General features: G+C 39.8%; 17 protein-coding genes and 1 pseudogene. 13 read left to right on the top strand and 5 right to left on the bottom strand.

Annotation, left to right across the window (positions count from 1 at the left end):
* Positions 1-75: 75 nt before the first annotated feature.
* The 4 genes from LNTAR_RS27630 to LNTAR_RS28125 all read right to left on the bottom strand — a co-directional run bounded on the left by LNTAR_RS27630 (position 76) and on the right by LNTAR_RS28125 (position 4,036).
* The gene (locus LNTAR_RS27630; RefSeq protein ID WP_007276676.1) at positions 76-228 is read right to left on the bottom strand and encodes a hypothetical protein; all 153 of its coding nucleotides are present in this window, start codon (positions 226-228) and stop codon (positions 76-78) included.
* 157 nt (positions 229-385) lie between these two features.
* A complete protein-coding gene (locus LNTAR_RS00695) occupies positions 386-589 on the bottom strand; it encodes a cold-shock protein (protein WP_007276675.1) in 204 nt (67 codons plus the stop codon).
* Between the two features lie 1,176 nt (positions 590-1,765).
* Positions 1,766-3,886, bottom strand: coding sequence for a protein kinase domain-containing protein (locus tag LNTAR_RS00690; protein ID WP_007276673.1), 2,121 nt, complete (start codon positions 3,884-3,886; stop codon positions 1,766-1,768).
* A gap of 18 nt (positions 3,887-3,904) precedes the next feature.
* Positions 3,905-4,036, bottom strand: coding sequence for a hypothetical protein (locus LNTAR_RS28125; protein WP_274377895.1), 132 nt, complete (start codon positions 4,034-4,036; stop codon positions 3,905-3,907).
* 36 nt (positions 4,037-4,072) lie between these two features.
* On the opposite strand from LNTAR_RS28125, the pseudogene LNTAR_RS26405 reads away from it, so the two are divergent.
* From LNTAR_RS26405 to LNTAR_RS00670, 4 genes and pseudogenes are all read left to right on the top strand, one after another.
* Positions 4,073-5,310 (top strand): annotated as a pseudogene (locus LNTAR_RS26405) (IS4 family transposase).
* Between the two features lie 178 nt (positions 5,311-5,488).
* Positions 5,489-6,934 carry a sulfatase-like hydrolase/transferase gene (locus tag LNTAR_RS00680; RefSeq protein ID WP_007276670.1) on the top strand — a complete coding sequence of 482 codons (1,446 nt, stop codon included), beginning with the start codon at positions 5,489-5,491 and terminating at the stop codon, positions 6,932-6,934.
* The gene (locus LNTAR_RS00675; RefSeq protein ID WP_007276669.1) at positions 6,934-7,794 is read left to right on the top strand and encodes an endonuclease/exonuclease/phosphatase family protein; all 861 of its coding nucleotides are present in this window, start codon (positions 6,934-6,936) and stop codon (positions 7,792-7,794) included. Before LNTAR_RS00680 ends, LNTAR_RS00675 begins: the two co-directional genes overlap by 1 nt.
* 81 nt (positions 7,795-7,875) lie before the next feature.
* Positions 7,876-9,420 carry a sulfatase family protein gene (locus tag LNTAR_RS00670; RefSeq protein WP_007276668.1) on the top strand — a complete coding sequence of 515 codons (1,545 nt, stop codon included), beginning with the start codon at positions 7,876-7,878 and terminating at the stop codon, positions 9,418-9,420.
* 64 nt (positions 9,421-9,484) lie between these two features.
* On the opposite strand, the gene LNTAR_RS00665 is transcribed toward LNTAR_RS00670, so the two are convergent.
* On the bottom strand, positions 9,485-10,222 hold the full coding sequence (locus LNTAR_RS00665; RefSeq protein ID WP_007276667.1) for an AraC family transcriptional regulator: 738 nt from the start codon (positions 10,220-10,222) through the stop codon (positions 9,485-9,487).
* A 223-nt stretch (positions 10,223-10,445) separates the two neighbouring features.
* Between LNTAR_RS00665 and LNTAR_RS00660 the strand changes: the two genes are divergently transcribed.
* The 9 genes from LNTAR_RS00660 to phoU all read left to right on the top strand — a co-directional run bounded on the left by LNTAR_RS00660 (position 10,446) and on the right by phoU (position 22,853).
* A complete protein-coding gene (locus LNTAR_RS00660; RefSeq protein WP_007276666.1) occupies positions 10,446-10,895 on the top strand; it encodes a 23S rRNA (pseudouridine(1915)-N(3))-methyltransferase RlmH in 450 nt (149 codons plus the stop codon).
* A 2-nt stretch (positions 10,896-10,897) separates the two neighbouring features.
* A complete protein-coding gene (locus LNTAR_RS00655; protein WP_007276665.1) occupies positions 10,898-11,866 on the top strand; it encodes a lysophospholipid acyltransferase family protein in 969 nt (322 codons plus the stop codon).
* 32 nt (positions 11,867-11,898) lie between these two features.
* A complete protein-coding gene (locus LNTAR_RS00650; protein WP_083799901.1) occupies positions 11,899-14,061 on the top strand; it encodes a beta-N-acetylhexosaminidase in 2,163 nt (720 codons plus the stop codon).
* A 216-nt stretch (positions 14,062-14,277) separates the two neighbouring features.
* Positions 14,278-16,218, top strand: a complete 1,941-nt coding sequence (locus LNTAR_RS00645; protein ID WP_007276663.1) for a Na/Pi cotransporter family protein — start codon at positions 14,278-14,280, stop codon at positions 16,216-16,218.
* Positions 16,219-16,439: 221 nt separating this feature from the next.
* Entirely contained in the window at positions 16,440-17,393 is a 954-nt protein-coding gene (locus tag LNTAR_RS00640; protein ID WP_007276662.1) for a PstS family phosphate ABC transporter substrate-binding protein, read from the top strand.
* 80 nt (positions 17,394-17,473) lie between these two features.
* Positions 17,474-19,696: an ABC transporter permease subunit gene (locus LNTAR_RS24765; protein WP_007276661.1), complete on the top strand. Its 2,223-nt coding sequence runs from the start codon at positions 17,474-17,476 to the stop codon at positions 19,694-19,696.
* Between the two features lie 2 nt (positions 19,697-19,698).
* Positions 19,699-21,354, top strand: a complete 1,656-nt coding sequence (gene pstA, locus LNTAR_RS00630) for a phosphate ABC transporter permease PstA (protein WP_007276660.1) — start codon at positions 19,699-19,701, stop codon at positions 21,352-21,354.
* A gap of 32 nt (positions 21,355-21,386) precedes the next feature.
* Positions 21,387-22,154 carry a phosphate ABC transporter ATP-binding protein PstB gene (gene pstB / locus LNTAR_RS00625; RefSeq protein ID WP_007276659.1) on the top strand — a complete coding sequence of 256 codons (768 nt, stop codon included), beginning with the start codon at positions 21,387-21,389 and terminating at the stop codon, positions 22,152-22,154.
* Positions 22,155-22,172: 18 nt separating this feature from the next.
* Positions 22,173-22,853, top strand: a complete 681-nt coding sequence (phoU, locus tag LNTAR_RS00620; protein WP_007276658.1) for a phosphate signaling complex protein PhoU — start codon at positions 22,173-22,175, stop codon at positions 22,851-22,853.

Here is a 22,853-nt window from a genome sequence, read left to right as displayed (position 1 = left end):
ACTTAATCATAAGTTCAAAAGTAAGCTATAGCTTGAGCGAGCACATCGAATAGAAGCTATTAGCTTGATTGTTTATTATGTATTATTAGGCGGGAGATCTGAAGGAGGTGTATCGCTTGCTAGTTTCTCATTCTTTATGGCGAGTTTCTTCAAGCGTTTTTCTTCTTTCTTCTTTTTTTTCGCAAGGTCTTTCTGTCGTTTTTCATATGAATAGTTGGGTTTTGCCATCGTGATCTCTTAAGTTGATTTAAAGATAGAATATTTAGCAGAGAAGCTACATATCAATATAAGTGATTGAGAAATGAGAGACGCCGAATTTCCATTTGTAAATTCGGCGTTTCTTCAAATCGTTTGTCGTGTCTCTGTAGAGAGACGGAAAACTATGTTATAGTGGTGTAACATTAGTTGCACATGGTCCTTTTTGACCTTGTCCAACTTCGTACTCAACCTTTTGACCTTCGGCTAAAGATTTAAAACCACCTGTTTGAATTTCAGTGTGGTGAACAAAAAGATCTTTGTCACCGCTATTTGGAGTTATAAAACCAAAGCCTTTGTCATCGGCAAACCACTTAACTGTACCAGTTTCCATAATAGAATCCATAATATATTTATTTAATGTGCACAATTGTGCGTTTATACTCTAGTGGTTTAAACGAATAAAGCACTGTAGGTATTACTTATTTATTACATAAGGTCTAAGCTGAGCAAGTGATTTCTATTTGAATTGTGACTCACAAGGAAACTTATCTACTCCAATTTCTTGCTATTTATGCTTGACTCCGTCCTCTAAATATACCAACACTGCAGTAGGCATGCGAATAAAAAGATCTACCAACTTTTATAATAACTAAAAAAATTCGTGTCCTAGCAACTTCGCGAGAGAAACTAAAGAACAAGTCTCATTTACACACTTCAATTGAAATATAGATATATTATTTCACGCCAAGACGCTGAGTCGCCAAGAAAGACATCAAAGGCCATTTTGAATGGGAAGAGTTGTCCGCAATTGCGGGCGAGCCGCCCGCGCTCCCAGCAAAAAAAAAACAAGTCGAGCCTGCGAAGCCGATCTGTCAATTGTTCAAAAAGAGCAATCTTAAAACTCCTCTCTGAGTACTCCGTGCACTCTGTGGTGAAATAGTTTCTTTAAATTATTTGCTGAACATAAACTTCGTGTCTTGGCGCCTTCGCGAGAGAAACTAAATAACGAGTCTCATTTACACACTTCAATTGAAACATAGATGTATTATTTCACGCCAAGACGCTGAGTCACCAAGAAAGACATCAAAGGCCATTTTAATAGGAAGAATTGTCCGCAGTTGCGGGCGAGCCACCCGCGCTCCCAGCAAAAAAAACAAGTCGAGCCTGCGAAGCCGATCTGCCAATTGTTCAAAAAGAGCAATCTTAAAACTCCTCTCTGAGTACTCCGTGCACTCTGTGGTGAAATAGTTTCTTTAAATTATTTGCTGAACATAAACTTCGTGTCTTGGTGCTTTCGCGAGAGAAACTAAAGAACAAGTCTCATTTACACACTTCAATTGAAACATAGATATATTATTTCACGCCAAGACGCTGAGTCACCAAGAAAGACATCAAGGGTAACTTTGAATTGAGCGATTCGCAATTAAAAAAATAATTGAGTTGGAAGTTTAGGGACTCCGTCCCCATCCCTGCGAGGCTTGCCAGCGATCGACGGGCGGAAGGGTGATTGATTTTGATCTACAAGTGTTAAAAGCAGTGGATAAAGATAAAGAGCTAAGGGCTCACTTTATTCCAGAATGATGACTGAACATTTCTCTTTGAGGGCTTCGACGACTTTTGGCTCGCGTGCGACCATATCTTGACTCAAGGTAAGTTGTTCCAGTTGTGTGCAGTTGAGTAGGGGGGAGAGGTTCTTGAGACGTAAGCCGGCAATATTTAGCTTTTTGAGTGGCATACCCTGAAGCACATTGATATCATTTACGGCGGTGTAAGAGATGTCGAGGTTTTCTAAGGGGTTATTTTGTAGTGCTTGGATATCACTGACTTTTGTTTTACTTAAATTGAGTTCTTGTAGTGTCCAACTATGAAACAAATCCAACTTGGTCACCACTGTATTGGAAAGGTCTATTTTTTTAAGGGCAATGCCATTTATGAGGGATATTTTACGAAAGTATTTACCATCAATCTTGATGCTGCGTTCATTACTATTGTATTGGACTTCTATGCTAGATTTCGTACCGTAAGTGGCTTTTATAATAGTGGATAAAAACACGTATTTATCTTTGTATTCGCGATCTTTTTGAAAGTGATTCATGACGATGGCTATTTCTCGATTGAGCCCAAGTTCTTGGAGGTCGATAATAAATTGAGCCACATTTGTTTCTTGAATATTGAGCAGGCGCCATTTTCTGATAAATGGCTGGTAAGCTTCGCCACCAAAGCCCTTTTGAAATGCCTTATCAGCGGCTTCGAATTGCATTTCACCCAAAAGGCTTAGGGCATAAAGGTTCCAGGCCTTCTTTGATTTATCATCAAGCTCCAGAGTCATTTTTATAGCGTTCTCAAAAGCGAGGAACTGATAATTTTTCCAAGTGAGTTGTGAGCGACGAAAGAAAGCGGGAGCAGCTTTACGACTCAGGGTCATACGCAGTTGATTTTCTGCTTCGGCACGTTGAGTTTCACTTTCTGCTAAAGCTTGTAATTCTTGGGCTTTTTCTTTGGCAAGTACGGCTTCTTTTTCACGAGTGAAGATCTGATCAATAAAGGCAGCAATGAGCAGGGAAATAATCACAAATGAGAGCGCAATGAGTGAGCTCGCTGTCTTATTCCTTTTGATCAAGAGCTTGATTTGAGTCATGAAGTCGGCGTCTTCTGCGCTGGTCGCAAAACCACCTAGGTAAGCTTCCACATCTTTAACCAAAGCACCCACCGTCTGATAACGCTGATTGGGATCAGTTGCCATGGCTTTTAGGGTGACAGCTTCTAGGGCTTCGGGGATCTTGTGCGAAGCTCGAACTGAGGGTAGGACGATGGCTCCACTGACACATTGACGTATGGCTGAGTGAATGTCGCTCGAATCTACCGGAATTTCGTAAGTGAGTAGTGAGTAGAGGATCGCACCTAGGCTATAGATATCGCTGCGTTCGTCTTTTTCTTTATTGCGTCCTTCGGCTTGTTCCGGTGCCATATAGCCGAGACTACCTTTGATTATACCATCGAGGGTGGAGCATACATCCAAATCGAGGTTTTTATCAGCTTTAAAAATTGGTGGCTCATTGAGCTCAATTTCGGCAGTTTCTTTGTTTGCTTTGAGATCTTTGGCTAAGCCCCAGTCGCAAACGAGCACCTCACCAAATTCGCCTACTTGAATATTCTCTGGTTTGAGATCCAGATGAAGGATGGCTTTGGAATGAGCAAAGGCAATTGCTTCACAAATCTTGAGAAAGATATAGAGTAGTTTTTGCAGGTCGTATGCAGATTTTTTTCCTTCACGAAGATCTTTTAAAATGTCACCGAGTTCTTGGCCCTCAATTAGCTTCATAGTAAAAAACACTTCGTTCTTATCGTCGACGCCGATATCATACACGGTCATGATATTGGGATGCTGCAATCGGGCATTGAGGCGAGCTTCTTTGATAAAGCTACTCAATTTTTCTTTTTCGTCGGATTTGAGAAAGGCTATGGCGACGTCCCGTGAGGTAAGGCTATCACGACTGCGAATGATCTTCTTCATTCCCCCTTCAGCCAAAAAGACTTCGCCTTGGTAACGCTTTTCTAGGAGCTGATCAATAATTTTTTGTACTTCCTGTTCTTCCTTGGAAGGTTCTAAGGCACCATCGTAGAGATCTCCTAGGTCATCCTGGAAATCCGAAAAAAAATCATCGAGCTTAATATATTTTTTACTCACTGTGCACCCATTATCATTCTAGTAAGCTAAACTTCCGCTATAAACAATGCCATTGCTGATAGACTCTTTTTTGAATATTTTAGTTTCGAGATCACAGTCATCCCATAAGAAATTATAATTTGGACTAACTGAAAGTAAGTCTGACTTCATTGAGTACTTTAGATTACCACAAATAAAGGAACTACAATGAAGCCAAACAAGAGTAATTTATCGACCTTAAAACAGATCTGCCAATTAATTCCACCTCACATAGTCAATAAACTTGCTAAGAAGCATGGAATAAAGACCCGAAAATTTAGTTCGTGGAGTCACGTCGTAAGTTTATTATATACTCAGCTCTCTCATGCTTTAAGTTTAAATGATGTATGTGATGGTTTACATTATCACTCCAGTGCATTATTTCAGATTAGAGGTGCGACAGCACCCAAAAGAAACACTTTCTCTAATGCCAACCGAACACGGGATGCAGCAATGGCGGAAGATTTGTTTTGGGAAGTTTTAAATTCACTGCAGTCTCAACTTCCTAGCTTTGGTTTAGATAAACAGAATTCAAACTTCCCAAAACGTTTCAAAAGAGCCGTATATGCGGTTGATTCTACGACAATTCAGTTAGTAGCGCATTGTTTGACTGGGCTAAACATCGTCGCCGCAAAGCTGCGGCTAAATGTCATATGCAATTAAACCTTCAGACCTTTTTACCTTCCTATGCAATTGTTAAAGAAGCTAATACTCACGATTCAACAGAAGCCAAGGAGATGTGTGCTACTATTAAAGACGGTGAAATCGTTGTGTTCGATAAAGCTTATGTCGATTTCAAACACCTTTATCATCTTGATATCCGGGGAGTCAATTGGGTGACCCGTTCTAAAGACAATATGACTTATGATATAATCGAGGAACGATCCTCTAAAAGTAATATTATATCAGATCAACTCATTAAACTGAATGGTGTGAATACCGAAAAACATTATCCCAAAATACTCCGTTTGGTTGCCGCTAATGTTGAGATTGATGGAAAAATGAAGGTCCTGAAATTTCTAAGCAATAATTTACAGTGGGCACCAAGCTCTATCGCTTCTATTTATCAATCGCGATGGGGCATTGAAGTTTTTTTTAAGCAATTAAAACAAAACTTGAAGTTAGCTGATTTTTTAGGACATAACAAAAATGCAATTCAATGGCAAGTTTGGACTGCTCTGCTTACCTATGTTTTACTAAGGTTTCTAGCTTTCAGATCTCAATGGCCACATTCCTTCTCAAGAATTACGACTTTAATACGGGGAGTGTTATGGAGCTATTTCGATTTGTCTTCACTTTTAAAAACTTGTGGGACAGCCAGTGATCCGCCAAAGATCAAAGCCGTTCCAGATCAAGCGTATCTACCAAACTTTGATAAGGCATTCTATGGGACAGCATGTGTTTGATTAAGTCCAGTTTTAATTAAAACCGTCAAACCCCTTCAACGAAAATAATAGCTAACACGCACAAACATTAAGCGATATGAGCTAATTCAGAAATTTATGGGATGATTGTGTTTCGAGATAGTTAAATCTTTGCAATTAGTTCTGTATTACTTTTTAGTTAACCCCAAAGGAACTTTTTATGATTAAACTTTTTACTTTGCTCAGCTTTTTATCTTTGCTCAGCTTATATGCTAAACAACCCAATATCATTTTTATTCTAGCTGATGATGTCAGTCCAGATATGTATGGCTTCTATGGTAATAAAGAAGCGAAGACTCCCAACTTGGATAAAATTGCTCAAGAGGGCGTGATGTTTCGGACCGCATGGTCATCGGCCATTTGCGGCCCTTCACGAGCCTTGATAATGACGGGTTCCTATGCCAATCGCACGGGCGCTTATTACAATGGTTTTTTTAAACCAACGGCAAATGGCGAAGGTTTTTTCGAAGCTTATCCAAGCTTTGCTAAACTGATGCAGAAAGAGGGCTACCGTACCGCTGTTGCTGGTAAGTGGCACGTGGGTTCAGCAGAAGAACCTCATGAGAAAATTGTTGGTTTCGACGAATATTGCCTCTGGGAAGGCATAAAGCAACTGGAAGCGCTACCAGGCCAACCCAAACACACAGGACTTTGGGAAGACGATCGTACGCCTTCACGTTTTTGGGGTCCGTGCATCATAAAAAATCATCATTTAATGAAGACTAAGAATTCAGATTTTGGTCCTGATTTATTCACTGAATTCATCTGTGAATTCATGGAAAAGAGTGTCAAAGAAGAAAAGCCGTTTTTAGCTTATTACCCCATGGTGGGCCCCCATGGTGCACGCGAGGGATATCCAACTTGTCCTATTTATGGTGAGGTCGGCGACCTTGGTTCAAAAAAGCTTGAGCCAGAAGAGAAAGAACGTCGCTTTCGTGCGCTCAATGACTACATTGATATCCTCGTGGGCCGCATAAAGAAGAAAGTTCAAGATCTCGCTATCGAAGATGATACAATAATTATTTATGCTTCAGATAACGGCACTGCGGTTACCGCAAAATCACGTGGTGTCGAACGCGGAGGTCATGTGATCTTCACTCTTAAAGGCCCTGGTATCAAACAACGTGGTGCTACAGATGAAATTATGGATTTCTCTGATATACTTCCGACTTTCGTGGATTGGGCAGGGGGAAGCATTCCGCAGAATATTGATGGCAGAAGTCTTAAGCCTTTCCTCAGTGGCGATAGCGATAGTCACCGGGAATGGATTTATGGCTGCACTTCTACCTCGCAACTCTTGCGTACTCGCACTCACCTAATCGAAGTAATGAATCCAGTTATGGGTGTTCCTGGTGGACGATTTTATTATTGTGGAACGAATCGTCAGGGCAAGGGTTATGTCCGCGCCGAAAAGCTTCCCGAGCACTCGGCAGCACAAAAGCAGATGAGAAAAGTTTTGCAGAATTTTCCTGCACTCCAAAAAGATGATCCTTGGTTTCAAACAAAAAAAGGTAAGGCTTGGCTCAAAACTTATGTTAATCCCAAGGCTATTGAGAAACACTTGCACAATCATCGCGATTATAAGCATTACGACGAAAAACTCTAATGTATAAGTTTCTTTTACTTTTATATGTAACTTTGAGCTGCGGTGCCGAGTCAGTAAAAATCATTACCTACAATGTACTTTACGGCTTTAATCATGGGAAGAATATCCAAGAGGGGCAAGCTTGGCTCAAAGCTCAGCAAGCCGACTTTATTGCCCTGCAGGAAATGAAGGGCTTTGATGCTAATAAATTTGCGCAGCTCGCAAAGACCTGGGGTCATGAACACAGTTATTTTTATAAGCGTCCACATGGCATGCCTTTGGCCTTTAGTTCACGTTTTCCTATAAGCGAAGTCGAAGAACTTCATAAAGGAGTGAAGCGAGGCTTTTTAAAATTGAAGTGTAGGGGGATCGATTTCATTGTATTGCATATGACCTCCCAACGCCTGAGTGCTAGAAGACAAGAACTGAATTATATTAGCCCGACAATAAGTGAGCTCTTGAAAAAGAAAGGAAAAGTCATTGTCTTGGGTGACTTTAACTCCTTGAGTCCCCGGGATATGAAGCACCTATCTGAACTCGATGACTTATTAGAGGAAATGCGCAATACCCCAAGAAAAAAGCCCAATTTAAATGACAATAATTTTGATATAGGCATCATGACTGCTTTTGAGGATCTCGGATTAGTAGAGTTGTGCCATCAGCAATTGCAGGGGCAAAAAGACTTACAAGGTAGTTTTCCTAGTACTCTTTTAGAGAAAATCCCCAATAAGGAAATTCAAGAAAAGTATTTACGTAGGATCGATTTCATTTTATCTGATGCGATTAGCGCAAAAAATTTAAGTCAGGCGGCAATCCCTAAAGAGGGAGACTTGGAAAAGATTTCCGATCATTACCCCATCATCATCGAATTAAATAATTGAATTTACTCAAATCAACTACAAAGATCAGTTAAATTCTTTTGTTCTAATGAGTATTAGAACTAAACAAACAAGGACTCATTTATGCTGAGAAAGCTTTTACCAACTTTATTTTTTTTATGCTGTGCAAGCTTTGCTGCAGAGCGCCCAAATATACTTTTTATCATGACTGATGATCAATGGCGTCGTGAGTTTAACTTTTTGCCCGAAGGACGGGATGGCCAGGGTAAAGTACGTAACTTAACCCCCACGATCGATAAACTCTCTTCGGAAGGTATTATTTTGGATCGCATGTATGCCACCTCGACGGTTTGCACCCCCAGTCGCTATAGTATTTTGAGTGGGGAATATCCGAGTCGTAGTTTGGATAGCGGTTTTTTGCGCGATATGAAAGACTACGGCAATCAGCCTAACCCTCACTTCAATGTGCATATCACTCCAGGCAAAGCGAATATGGGAAGTGTCCTGAAAGCTAATGGTTACTTCACGGGTTTTGCGGGTAAAAATCACGTCATTCACGATGAAGCTATTAAAGTTCCAAGTATTAAGCCTTTTAGAAATGCCGATCCCTTTGATGCTAAAACACAAGCTTACCTACAAAAAAAACAGGCCGCCGAAGTGCAACGTGTACTCAATAATGGTTTTGATTTTGCAGGTAGCATTTACGCAGGCAATGTTCCAGGACACATGCCTGTCGAAATGGAAGCACACAATATGGATTGGGTCACTAAAGCTGGGCTTGATTTTTTAAACCTCGCCGAAAAGCAAGAAAAGCCTTTTTACCTCCACTTTTGTACCACACTTAATCATGGACCAGGCCCCGCAGGTGAAAAGTATTCGGCCGATCCGCGCTTCACGGCTGCAGGAGTTTTGGAAGAAAAACTTCGTGTTCAGCCTTCAAGGGAATCAATTATCGAACGTTTAAAGGCTGCCGGCATTCCCTATAAAGGAGATCATTCAGATCCACTTTGGTTGGACGATGGCATCACGGCTATAGTCAATAAAATTGACCAAATGGGCAAACTCGATAACACAATCATCTTTTTCTTCAACGATAATGGCATGGGTGCTAAAGGAGCTCTCTACGAGGGCGGGGCACTTTCTCCAACTTTTGTTTGGGGCAAGCCCCTCAAGGGTGGTCGTCGCTTAAATCAATTGCTCGCCAATATTGATTTTGCACCTACAGTTTATGAACTCTGCGGTATCCGCAAAGAGCTCCAGCCCAAAATGGATGGCAAAAGTTTTGTGAGTCTCCTAAAAGGTGATGATAAGCCAGTGAATGAGGCTGTTTTCTTACAAATTGGTTCCACACGAGCAGTGCTTAAGGATGAATTCAAATATATTGCTTGGAGAATTCATCCCGATCGTGAAAAGAATTTTGACGTCAAAATTAAAGACAAAGCACTTTATCATATTGCCTCCACTCGTGGTGGTCGTGGCTTGGAAAAGAAAATCCCTAAAAACTACAAGGCTTATTGGGATAAAGATCAGCTCTACGATCTTCGCAAAGACCGCAAAGAGCAAATCAATTTGGCTAAGAACCCTGAATATGCTCAAAAGCTCAAATCAATGCAAAAACTCTTAAGTGATCATATCAAAGAGCAACCGGGAACATTCGGCGAGTTTTAAACTCTAGCTAATTTAGTTGAATAAGTTAAGTCTTTTTCTAACTTGGTCGAGTTTTGTAAAAGACTTATTTTTTATAGACTTTACGATACTTAGTAGGAAGCATTCCCATGTGTTTAGTGAACTGCCTAATAAAGGTACTATGGTCGTAAAAACCAACATCTTCAGCAATTTGCTTAAGAGCTGTTTTGCTGCTGATTAAAGCGACACAGGCATAGTGAATGCGCATCTTAATGATGTAAGTCTGTGGAGTTACTGTGAGGACTTCTTTGAAAGTATCACCAAATTTGCGCTGAGTCATTTTCAGTCTATCGGCTAATTCGGGGACAGACATATTTGTTCTAAAGTTATCTCTGATGAACTCTAAAGCAGGGGAAATAGTTAAGTAAGAGCCCAACATTTTTTTCATGTATTCATGACTGGAAGTTGTAGAGGCGACACCGATAATCTTTCCTTCTTTATCTCGCACGGGCATTTTATTGGAAAAATAGCAGTCAATAATACCATCTTTATTGGGGGCGAGTTCCGCCATATTAAAGACAGCTTCACCGGTTTCGATGATTTCTTGTTCGTCTTTGTGGTACTTATCCGCTAGGTCAAACTCAAAGATATCATAATCCGTTTTGCCAATGATCTCATCTTCTGATTTAAAGCCGCAGCGTACGTAGGTCAGCTTATTGGCAATCATTACTCGACCTTGAGTGTCCTTTACGAAGAAATAAACTCCCATGGATTCACTTAGAAGCAGTTCCAGCTGATTAGAGGAACCTAACTGTTCCAAGAATTGATTTTTTAGTTTGTTCATATGATACATTTTTTTAATTTATAATTGTTCAAATTTACCTAAGACCAGACAAAGTACAACAAAAACTTGATGAACATTTAAAACAATTTTTTAAATCTACTGTGGTAACACAAGTATTTATGAATAAAGATTTTTTACTTTTATGCTGAAAACTTCACCTTAGATACAAGACAGATTATTCTTTAGTTGTACTTTAGCGCATATTATTTCGGAGCGCATAAATATGATTAGAGTAGATTTTCTGGTGATCGGAAAAACGAAAGAAAAATGGATCCAAACGGGAATCGACAAATACTTAAAACGTTTAAAGCCCTATGCTAATTTAACTCTTAAGGAATTGCCTGATCAAGCGGTCGACAAAAGAAAAGATAGCAAAATCTTACAAGCGGTGAGTTCAAGGGATTTATTGATTCTACTCGATGAAAAAGGACTTGAGTTTGCTTCAGTTGAAGGGGCTAAATGGCTTGAGAAAAAAGCACACCACTGTTCGGGAAAATTGATCTTTGTCGTGGGCAGTGCATATGGCTTTACAGAGGAAGAATATAGTAGGGCCAATCATACCTTAAGTTTATCGAAAATGACTTTTACACACGAAATGGTGCGAGTTTTCTTTTTAGAACAACTCTACAGAATGTTATCAATCCAAAAAGGTACACCTTACCATCACGTTTAATTATGGCTAAAAAATTAAAAAAAATTAGAAAAAAAATTCAACGTCCTCTTGAGGTCACTGCAATTTACGGCTTAATGTTTTGTGTAAAATGCCAAACTTTACGAGGTGCAAGAAGGCTTGGAACTATTCTTGGATATATTGGCTACAATGTACCCAGTATCAAAAAGTTAGTTAAGGCTAATCTCAATATTGCCTTTCCGGACATGAGTAAAAAAGAGGCTCGTAAAATTGGAATTGCTTCTATGACCAGTTTATTTAACGTTTTTATCGAGTTTTTATGGTTCAAGGGACGTGAACATAAAATTAGTCAATTTATCGAATGGGACGATGTTTCAATTAAAGAATTCAAAGAAAAAAGAGAAAAAAATAAAAATAAAAAGCCCTGTATTTTATTGACCATGCACATGGGCAACTGGGAAGTAACGGCACAAACTTATCATCTTATTTCAGATGAGATATTAACTTCTGTTGCAACACGTATAAAAAATAATGTTTTAGAAGACCTTATGTATCAAGGGCGAACTGCCACAGGTGCTAAAATTACGCATCAAAAGGGTGCCGTCAAAGCTCTTGTTCAAAGTTTGCGAACTAAGCAATCCATCGGCTTACTCGTTGATCAAAACACCAAGACTCACCAAGGTGGCGTGTACGCTAAGTTTTTTGGTTTAGATGCCACAATAAGTCGAAGTCCAGCCACCTTTGCTAAAAAGTTTAACCCCGATATGATTATGATTGAATGCCATAGAACTCAAAAAGGTTTTTATATAACATATAAGCAGCTACCCTTTACCTACGAGGACTGTGAATCGGAAGATGATTACTCAGCAAAACTACTCAAATACATGGAAAGCCTCGTAAGAAATCGTCCAGATCAATGGGTGTGGTATTATAATCGCTGGGGTACTTTCCGTAATAAAGAAGACAAATCTAAATACCCATATTATGCTTCGCTAGAATCTAAATATGATTAAGCCTACATAGATAATTATACATAATATATATTATGCGACATAAAAGATCTATAGGGACAATTCGTCAGTTTATACGTGAGCGTGCTCGAGCTTGGAATTGTGTTAACATCATTCCGAAGCCACAGGATGTGCAAGTATGGTCTGGCTACTTTGTTTTTAGTGATTGTTTGAAGTTTGATGTGAAAAGTTCTGAGGCTGAAATTGCCTGTAACCATTTAAAATCGTATTTGGAAAATCTTGGTGTTCAGTCGAGTGATTCTGCTGATCAAGTGATTGAGTTTGTTGAGGCCGATATGGCTAAAGAAGCTTATGCAATCAATGTAGACTCCCATAAAATTCAGATCAAAGCTCATGATTCATCGGGCTTTTTGTATGCGGTTTATTCAATCAAACAGCTCATTCCCGTGGGGATTCGTGAGATTAAGGCTGTGGCCATCCCCCTATTGAGTTTGAATGATTTCCCACGCTTTCCCTGGCGTTCTTTTACCCTTGATTGCTCGAGACAATTTTTCTCCATCGAGACACTTAAGCGCCTTTTTGAGCAATTATCCTTTTATAAAATCAATGTATTTCATTGGCATTTATGTGATGATGAAGGATGGCGTTTAGAGATTGATGCTTTCCCCGATTTAACCCAAAAAGGTGCCTGGCGTGGCCCCGATGAAATCCTTCCCCCCGATCGCGGATCGGGTCAAAAACGCTATGGAGGCTTTTATAGTAAAGATGAAGTAAGGGAACTTATTAGCTACGCAGCTCAGCTCGGTATTGAAATCATTCCAGAAATTGATATTCCTGGCCATTCACTTGCCATAGTCAATTCATATCCTGAAACGCGCTGCAGTCCCGTCTCTCAGCAACTTTTAGATAAAGGCGTTAAACTCAACACCATTTGCCCTTCAAGAAATGAAAACTTGGTTTTTCTCAAGCAGATTTTAACTGAAGTTTCCGAACTCTTCCCTTCTCAATACATCCATATTGGCAATGATGAAGTTGAACGCGCGCATTGGGATAATTGTGAATCTTGTCAAAAGGCTATCGAGACGAATCATTTTAATTCGAGTCGGCAGTTACAAGATCATTTCTTTAGACAAGTTCATCAAACTGTGAAGTCACTTGGTAAAGAAGTTGTGGCTTGGAATGAAAGTTTAGCCGACCCCAATCTTCCTCAAGACACGACGATTATGTCCTGGGAAGGTGTTGATCCCGCAAAAGAAGCTTTAGCTCGAGAGATACCAGTTATTTTGTGCCCGGGCCCCTACTGCTATATTGATATGGCTCAAGGCCCCTTTGAACGAGGCCATTCTTGGGCGGGCTTCTTGGACATGGAGAAAGTTTATTCTTATGAACCTTTAGAGGACTTAAACAATACTGCGCTCGTTAAGGGCTATGGCATTTGTTTATGGGCTGAATACTTAGATCAAAAAGATTTTATTTGGGAACAAATATTTCCACGACTTTTAGCTGCTAGCGAAGTGGCTTGGAGTTCAGAGAAAAATTGGCCCAACTTAATGAAACGCTATAAGAATTATCATTGTCATGACTTAAAGAGCAAGGGTTTTCCATCGAGAATTAATAAGCCGCAAATCGTTTATAAAAACAAGACGGTTTCTCTTATTAAGCAAGATCCAAATGATCAAGTGTATTTCAGCACTGATGGCTCGACGCCGACTCAATCGAGTGAAGTCTACACCATGCCCATCAGCACTGATGAGCTTAGTGACTTTAAAGCTCGACTTCTCAGTCCTTGTGGATCGTGGTCAAGCGTCAGTCGCGTCCCGAATTTTGATGACATCCAGGAAAGCCAGTACAGTCATTATCCTTATCAAATCAAGACTTATCGCAAAGCCCGTTATCAGGAACCAGAGTCTAATGCGGGGAAAGGAAATAGAGAACTTTATGTTTGGGTCCCTACTCCTTATATGCCGGGAGAATTTATCGATTTTATTTTTGAGGAGCCACTCAAGGCCTCTCATTTAGAAATACGTTCAGGTGTTCCCAAAACACTGCGCAGTTTAGTTGAAGAAGCTGAGTTACTTTATTCGAGTGATGGCTCAGACTTCCATAAAATAAGTGATTTTGTTGATGGGGTTTCGAAAGTAAATATCCAAGAGCTAAGCATCAAGAAGCTGAGAATCTTATTCACTAAAGAACAGAGTGAATGGACCGCCATTCAAGAATTGCTTATCAAAGCATAAGTTCATCTTCGTGAATACAAATCAACTATAAATAAGCTAGATTATTCCTTGTGTTGATTTATTTCCTTACTTGTTCATTTGAAATTTGTTATACAGCCTGTAAGTAACTCCCGCTAAACCAATCTTTAACAATTGTCTAACCATTTCTTAACTAAAGATTCTTAAGTCGGAGTTCTTCAAAACTGAGATGACAAGGAATCACAACACAGGAAGAAAATGAAAAAATTCTTACTTCTAACAACGCTTCTTTTTAGCGTTATTTCACCTACATTTGCCCAAGAAACACCCGCACCACCACAAGCTGTTCAAAGTGAATTAAGTCAATCAGAAGATTCAGCCGCTCAAGCAGTCGATTCAAAGATGGCCTTGGAATCAGAAGCTCAATTAGAAAGTGCTGAGAAAGCAGACACTAAGCCCCTTGTTAAAAGTCTTAAGAAAGAATATAAAAAGCTCGATTCAAAAATCATTCAGAAAATGGTTTTCTCACTTCTAGGTGGTCTAGGCATCTTCTTATTAGGTATGCGCTTCATGTCTGATGGTATTCAGAAAGTTGCTGGCCCCTCCCTTAAAAAATGTATTAAGATGGTGACAAACAACCGTGTGCTCGCATGTATTGCAGGTGTTTTTCTTACAGTTCTCGTCCAATCTTCTTCAGTAACTACTGTAATGGCGGTAGGTTTTGTTAACTCCGGTATTATGGCGCTACAACAAGCTATTGGTGTTATTCTCGGTGCGAATATCGGTACGACTATTACAGGCTGGGTTATTGCCCTTAAAATCGGTAAATGGGGTCTTCCTATTCTAGGGATAGCTGCTTTTACGTTCCTCTTTAATAAGAAAGAAAAAGTTAAATTCATCTCTATGGCTATTATGGGTGTCGGTATGGTTTTCTTCGGTCTTGAACTGATGAAAAATGGTTTCAAACCGATGAAAGAATTACAAGAATTTGAAAAAGCGTTCTCTTACTTCACTGCGGGTTCTTATATTGGCGTTCTCAAATGTGCTCTTGTTGGCTGTATCCTAACTGTTATTGTTCAATCCTCTTCGGCAACACTCGGTATTACCATTGCTCTCGCCACCACAGGTGTTATTCCTTTTGAAACTGCAGCTGCACTTGTACTCGGTGAAAATATTGGTACCACAATCACCGCTTTCCTTGCATCAATTGGTGCTTCAACCAACGCCAAACGCGCGGCCTACTTCCACATTTTCTTCAACTTAGTTGGTGTTTTCTGGATCACGCTCATTTTCTCTCAATACATGGAATTCATCACTTGGTTCATGGGTCGCTTCAAAGATATTACAGATATCAATGCTTCAGTAACTGAAGTTATTGATGGCCAAGAAGTCTTAACTTTCCCATACATGACTGCAGGTATTGCCATGGTTCACACCATCTTTAACGTGGCTAATGTTCTCTTCTTCTTACCTTTCACTGCTGTAGCAGCTAAGATCCTTAACAACATCGTTAAAGACAAAAAGGTTACGGGTGATAAATACCTCACGAATCTCGACTTCCAGATGTACGATTCACCTTTCGCAGCGATTGAGCAGAGTGCGCATGAGATCAAAAAGATGGAACATAAATCTGATCTTATGCTCGTTGACCTCAAAAACTTCATTGAAGGCAACGGCGATCATAAAAAACTCAGTCGTAATATTTTCCGTACAGAAGATATATTAGACAAAGTTCAAACTGAAGTGACCGACTTCTTAACTGATGTCATGAGCCAAGCTCTCAACACCGATGAATCAGAAGAAGCTAAAAAACAACTTCTACTTGCCGATGAATACGAATCGATCTCTGATTACATCATGACTATTGTTAAACACTTTAAGAGACTTGAAGATAATAACTTAGAATTTAATGATAAGCAGAAAAGTGAGATTTTAGAGCTTCATGAGCTGATTACTACTTTCTACAAAAAGATTCAAAATCCTGATAAGAATGATCAAGCTATTCACTCTGAAGCTTCGGTTCGTTCTGAAGAAATCACTGCTGAGATCCGCAAATACCGTTCAAATCATTGGGAACGCCTTTCTGACAAGCGCATGGACCCTTTACTCAGTACAACATTCACTGATGTGATTAATTCTTATAGAAAGATCAAGACTTTGATTCTCCACGTTGCTGAAACTCGCGCGGGTATTAAATAAAGAATTACACTTAAAGTATAGAACTTATTAAGGTCTGAACATTCTGTTCAGGCCTTTTTTCTTGCTTGGAAGCTTAGTTAAGAGTCTCTCAATCGCTTAACATAAGCTTAACAAAGGTTTAATCGGACTTTGACTACTTAGATTTTGATGAAGCTCAAAGCATGCGGTAATAGTGATGCATCTTAAATCATAACCTAAAAATGAAACTAGGAAAAACAAACATGCACTTCCTCAAAAAAGCATTCGCCTTCACGGCAGCTGCCCTCACTGTAACAACTGCTTCTGCAGTAGACGAAAACCTCGCAACTTACAAGCCAGTTAGCTCACTTTCTGGTAACCTTAACTCTGTAGGTTCTGATACACTCAATAACCTTATGGCTCTTTGGAGTGAATCTTTCCAAAAGAAATACCCTAACGTAAAAATTCAGGTTGAAGGTAAAGGTTCTTCTACTGCACCTCCAGCACTTATCGAAGGTGTTTCTCAGCTCGCTCCTATGAGCCGTATGATGAAAGAAAAAGAGCTCGACGCTTTCGAGAAAAAGTTCGGTTACAAACCAACACCAGTTGGCGTATCAATCGACGCTCTCGCTGTATACGTACACAAAGATAACCCAATTAAAGGTCTTAACTTCAAAGATCTCGACGGTATCTTCTCTTCTACTTATAAGCACGGCGGTTCAGACGTTAAAACTTGGGGTGACCTTGGTATGACTGGTAGCTGGGCAAACACAACGATCTCAATGTACGGTCGTAACTCTGCTTCTGGTACTTACGGTTACTTCAAGAAGCACGCACTTGCTAAGGGTGACTTCAAAGCTAACGTTAAAGAAATGCCTGGTTCTTCTTCTGTAATTAGCTCAATTGCTAAAGAAATCTCTGGTATCGGTTACTCTGGTATCGGTTATAGAACTTCTGAAGTTCGCGTTGTGCCACTTACAAAAGATGGCGAAACTTTTTACGAACCAACGATTAAAAACTGCCTCAACAGAAAATATCCTCTTGCACGAGTTCTCTATATCTACGTGAACAAGAAACCAGGTCAAAAACTTGACACACTTACACTTGAATTCCTCAAGTTTGTTCTCTCTAAAGAAGGTCAAGAGATCGTTGCAAAAGACGGTTACTACCCACTTCCTGCAAAAATGGCTGACAAGATTGTAAAAAGCCTGAATTAATCACATATAGATTTTTACAAAATTGATGATGGGATCTATTATTGATCCCATCATATTTTTATTTTATAAAGGAAAACAATATGTCATCTACACTTAAGACAGCTAAGCGAACTCTACTCGTAGATAAGTTTATGTCTGTTGCCATAAAAGTCTGTGGCGTGGGTATCATTGCAGCTGTGATGTGCCTTTTGGTCTACATTTCTTATGAAGTAGCCCCTCTTGTTCAGAAAGCTAAAATTGAACATGTAAAAACGATAAAACTTGAAAGCTCAAAAATCCACGATTGGGGGTTTGACGAATGGTCTAATGTCCCTACTACAATTGATTCAGAAAACCTCATATTCCAATCCGCCAAAACTGGCGATGTTTTACAAACAATTTCCTTAAAAGAATTTCTCGGCCTAAATAAAGACGAAATCATCAGTGCCGCTGACTACAATCAATCAAAAGAACAGTTTGTTGCCGGCTCTAACCAAGGTCGATTTTTTATTATCGACGTTAATTACTCGCGCGTTGAAAAAGGTGATGAATGGGTGACCGTTTTTGCCCCGAGTATCGCAGGCAAATTCAATTTCCAAAGCAAACACCCTATATCAGCCATCTCTTACGGTGCCCAAGACGAAGATAAATTAGTTGGGGCCCTCATCCAAAACGGCGAACAAGAAGAAGTTAAAGTCGCTTACCTTGCCCAAGAAGTTGATCTTTTTGGTAATGCCGGAGATTTAGAGATTGAAGAAACTTACGACATACAATTAGAGAATAGAGTTAAATCAATCCTCGTTTCGAATCAAGCTAATATGATTAGTTTAGCTGATAACAAAGGTAAGCTCACTATCTTTCACTGCCGAGGCAGCAAACCTGAAAAATTCCAAGAAGAAGCTTTAGGAGATGTGGAAAACACAGTACTTGCTCCAGTTCTTGGCGATATGTCATTAATTACAGTCGATAAGCAAGGCGCAGTAGTCGGCTTATCTATGTATAAAGAAAACGAAAAGACTCCCCTACTCTTTCATAAAACGAAGCTCGAGCTCGAAGCCATGCCTGCAGGTGAGACCTTCCGCTATAGTGGGAGTACACGTAATAAAAGTTTTTTACTCAGCTCTGATAAAACGATTCGACTCTATAATTTCACTACAGAACAATCCCGTTGGGAATACACTGCTAAAGCCAATATTACTGGCATCAACATCTCAAAGAAATATGATAACATTTTTATCCTCGATGAAAATAATAACTTATCGCAATACAATTTAAATGACCCCCACCCCGAGTCTAGCTGGAAAACTTTCTTCGGTAAAATTCACTATGAAGGCGCTCCTGAAGAATCATATAAGTGGGAGTCCACTGGAGGCACTGACGAAGCTGAATCCAAAATGTCAATGATTCCCCTCGTTTATGGTACACTCAAAGCGACTTTTTATGCGATGTTATTTGCGACTCCCCTCGCTTTATTCGCCGCCTTATACACATCACAGTTCCTTCACCCTAGCCTCAAAAAAATTGTTAAACCAACGATGGAAATCATGGCTTCTTTGCCTTCCGTTATTATTGGTTTCTTTGGTGCTATTTGGTTAGCTCCAAAAGTCGAAGACAAATTCCCTTCTATTATTGCTCTCTTAGTTTTACTGCCCTTAATGACGATGATTTTTGGACGAATTCAAGCAAAGATTCCTCTTGGTTCAAAACTTAAATGTGCTAATGGATATGAATTCTTTTGGTTGATTCCTGTTCTCGTGATTTCAGGTATCGTCGCATGGAAACTCGGCCCCGTCTTTGAGAATATGATTTTTGATCATAGTTTTAAATCTTGGTGGAATCATTCACTGGGAATGAAGTACGAATCTAAAAATGCAATCATCGTTGGTATCTCTATGGGTTTTGCGGTTATCCCTATCATCTTTACAATTACTGAGGATGCCCTATCCAATGTACCCCAAAACCTCATATCAGGTTCTCTTGCTCTTGGTGCGAGTCGCTGGCAAACAGCAGTAAAAGTTGTGCTCCCCACTGCATCCGCAGGTATTTTTTCCGCTATTATGATTGGCCTCGGTCGCGCAGTTGGTGAAACAATGATTGTCTTATTCTGTTGTGGTGGTACATCGATTATGGAAACCAACCCTTTCTCCGGTATGAGAACTCTATCGGTTAACTTAGCAACTGAGTTACCTGAAGCTCCTAAAGATGGAACGCTTTTTAGAGCTCTTTTCCTAGGTGCCCTCCTACTTTTCCTTATGACCTTTGTCATCAATACAATTGCAGAAATACTGAGGCAGTATATCCGCAACAAATATAAGGTAGTTTAATCATGTCTAAAGAACATAAAATCAAAGGCGAAACACGCGTCTGGATTACCGGTTTAGGGCTCTCAGCGGGCTTGATCATGACATTATCCATTCTCGGTCTTATCTTTTACTACGGCCTTAGTGTTTTCTGGCCTAAAGACGTTGTTACTGTTAATGTTCCTGAAGAACTCGCTATTCGTGATAAAAAGGGTACGAGCACAAGTTTCTGGGGTATTGAAGTTAAAAGAGTTGAACAACAGATCCCAGGACGCTCAAAAGAAGAAAAACCTATCTCGGTACAGTATTATACTGCAAATAGGGATGCTTATGGCAATAGTTTTATCTTCGTTAAAGAGAGCCAATTAAATATTTCAGAGCAACTCGATCCTAATGTAATGATTATGGAACGTGAGTCTGAATCTCGCGCGATTGTCAAGCCTTTAAAAATTGTGGTTGATGGCAAAGAGATAGAAGCCTCTGCAGCCAACTTTATTGAGGAATTTGATAATGCGATTCAACATGCAGCTGATAAAAGACACGCAGCAGAAGAACTTGTTGGCGGTATCCTATTAGATATAGCTAATGAAATTAAAAATTTAAAAGTCGTCATTCACAAGAAGCAATTAGCTGAGCAAGACACTTCTGCCGAAGAAGCTCAGATGAAAGAACTCAAAGCTCGTGCAGATGAGAACGCCAAAAAAGTAAATGATCTCTACGAAGAAAAAGATAAAGATAGCTTAACTGTGCAGGTTAACCCTAATGGTATGACTTACGAAATGCCTATTGGTGAAGTCATTCGCTACAACTTCCCCAATCAACTGGGGACAATGAGTCGTCTCTCTTTGTTCTTTGAAAATGTTTATGAGTATGTTACAGCATATCCTCGTGAAGCTAATACTGAAGGTGGTATATTCCCTGCGATTATTGGTACCTTAGTAATGACGATCGTTATGTGTATTCCCGTGACATTCTTTGGTGTCATTACCGCTATCTATCTTCACGAATATGCAAAAGACAGCTTAGTGACTCGTGCCGTTCGCATCGCGATCAATAACCTAGCTGGTGTGCCCTCTATCGTATTTGGTGCCTTTGGCTTAGGTTTCTTTATTTATTTCATAGGTTCAAACATCGATGACTTCTTCTTTAAAGACTGGAAGCTCGCCACTGGCGAACCTATTTTCGGTACAGGTGGTTTACTTTGGGCTTCATTAACACTCGCATTGATGACTCTGCCAGTGGTTATTGTCTCTACTGAAGAAGCACTCTCGTCAGTACCCCATGGCCTTCGTGAAGGTGCAATGGGCTGCGGTGCAACTAAGTGGCAGTCAATCTGGACAGTGATCCTGCCTTCTGCAACACCAGGTATAATTACAGGAATGATTTTAGCCATGGCTCGTGGAGCTGGTGAAGTAGCGCCACTGATGTTAGTGGGCGTTGTAAAACTCGCACCGAGTTTGCCGGTGAATGCCACTTACCCCTTTGTGCACATCGACCAGAAATTCATGCACTTAGGCTTCCATATTTATGACCTTGGTTTCCAGTCACCTGACTCAGAAGCGGCTAAGCCAATGGTTTATGCGACCACACTCTTTTTAATTCTCACCGTCACAGGTCTTAACCTGGCAGGTATTATAATTCGCCAAAGACTAAAGAAACGTTTTGCGACTGGCGCATTCTAAGAAAATTTTTATTAAACTTATAGGTATTAATCATGAGCACTGCTAATAAACAACTCATACAAATCAAAAACTTTGATTTCTCCTACGGTTCCCATCAAGTTCTTTTCGATGTTAACATGGATATTCCCGAAAAAGAAGTTGTGGCTTATATTGGCCCTTCAGGTTGTGGTAAATCCACCCTACTTCGCAATATGAATCGCATGAACGATTTAGTTGATGGTATTAATCACAAAGGTGATATTACCATTAATGGTTCGAGCATTTACTCAAAATCAACTGATGTTATCGCTTTGCGTCGTCGTGTTGGGATGGTATTCCAGCATTCCAATCCCTTTCCGAAATCTATTTACGAAAATATTGTTTATGGGTTGAGAATTGCGGGTCGCAGTAACAAAGCTGAATTAGATGCAGTTGTTGAAAAAAGTTTGAAGTCAGCGGCTCTTTGGGAAGAAGTAAAAGATCGTCTCGATGCCAATGCCCTCGGTCTTTCTGGTGGTCAGAAGCAACGTCTTTGTATCGCGCGAGCCATTGCGTGTCAACCAGAGATCATCCTCATGGATGAACCTTGTTCGGCTCTTGACCCTTTAGCAACAGTTAAAATTGAAGAACTGATTCATGAGTTGAAAAAAGACTTCACAATTGTTATAGTAACTCATAACATGCACCAAGCAGCACGTGTATCAGATAAGACAGCTTTCTTTTATATGGGGAAACTTATTGAGTATGACCAAACTGAGTTAATTTTCTCAAACCCAAGTCAAAAACAAACAGAAGATTATATTAGCGGTCGTTTCGGTTAATTTTTAGGAGAGAAGAAAATGAAAACACATATGCAAAGAGAAATCAACGTTCTTAGAAATCAACTCCTCGAACTTGGTGGTGATGTTAATTCTAGTTTAAATATGACGTACAAAGCCTTATTAGATATGGATAAAGCTTTGGCAAATAAAGTCATCAAAGCAGATCAAAAAATCAATGACGCTGAGATTATTATCGAAGAGAATGCTTTGAAAATCTTAGCTCTCTATCAACCAGTTGCCTCTGACTTACGTGAAGTGATTAGTTTCCTCAAGATCAATAATGACTTGGAACGTGTGGGTGATCTTTGCAGTAACATCTGCCGCTACATCAAAAAATCGCTTAAAGCGGGCGCTATTGATGTTCCAGATAAACTTCAAGAGATGTTCCCGAAAGTTCTTAATATGATGAATCTAACGATTGATTGTGCTTACAAAGACGACATTGAAACTGTTATTCAAGTTTGTGAACTTGATAATTCGATTGACGCACTCAACAAGAGTCTTTTATCTGAATTAAAAGAAAAAATTCAAGAGTCTCCTGAAATGACGGACCAATTGCTTTACTACTTCTCGATTTCACGAACTTTAGAAAGAATTGCCGATTACTTTACAAATATTTGTGAAGATATTTATTACAAGGTTACGGGATCAATTGTTCGCCATAGTCCCGAGAATATGATTTTAGAAGACGAGGATTAA

Origin of the sequence: Lentisphaera araneosa HTCC2155 (assembly GCF_000170755.1) — a bacterium.
GTDB classification, from domain to species: Bacteria; Verrucomicrobiota; Lentisphaeria; order Lentisphaerales; family Lentisphaeraceae; genus Lentisphaera; species Lentisphaera araneosa.
Note: the sequence above shows the minus strand (reverse complement) of the source record. Positions and strands in the feature narration are given on the sequence as shown.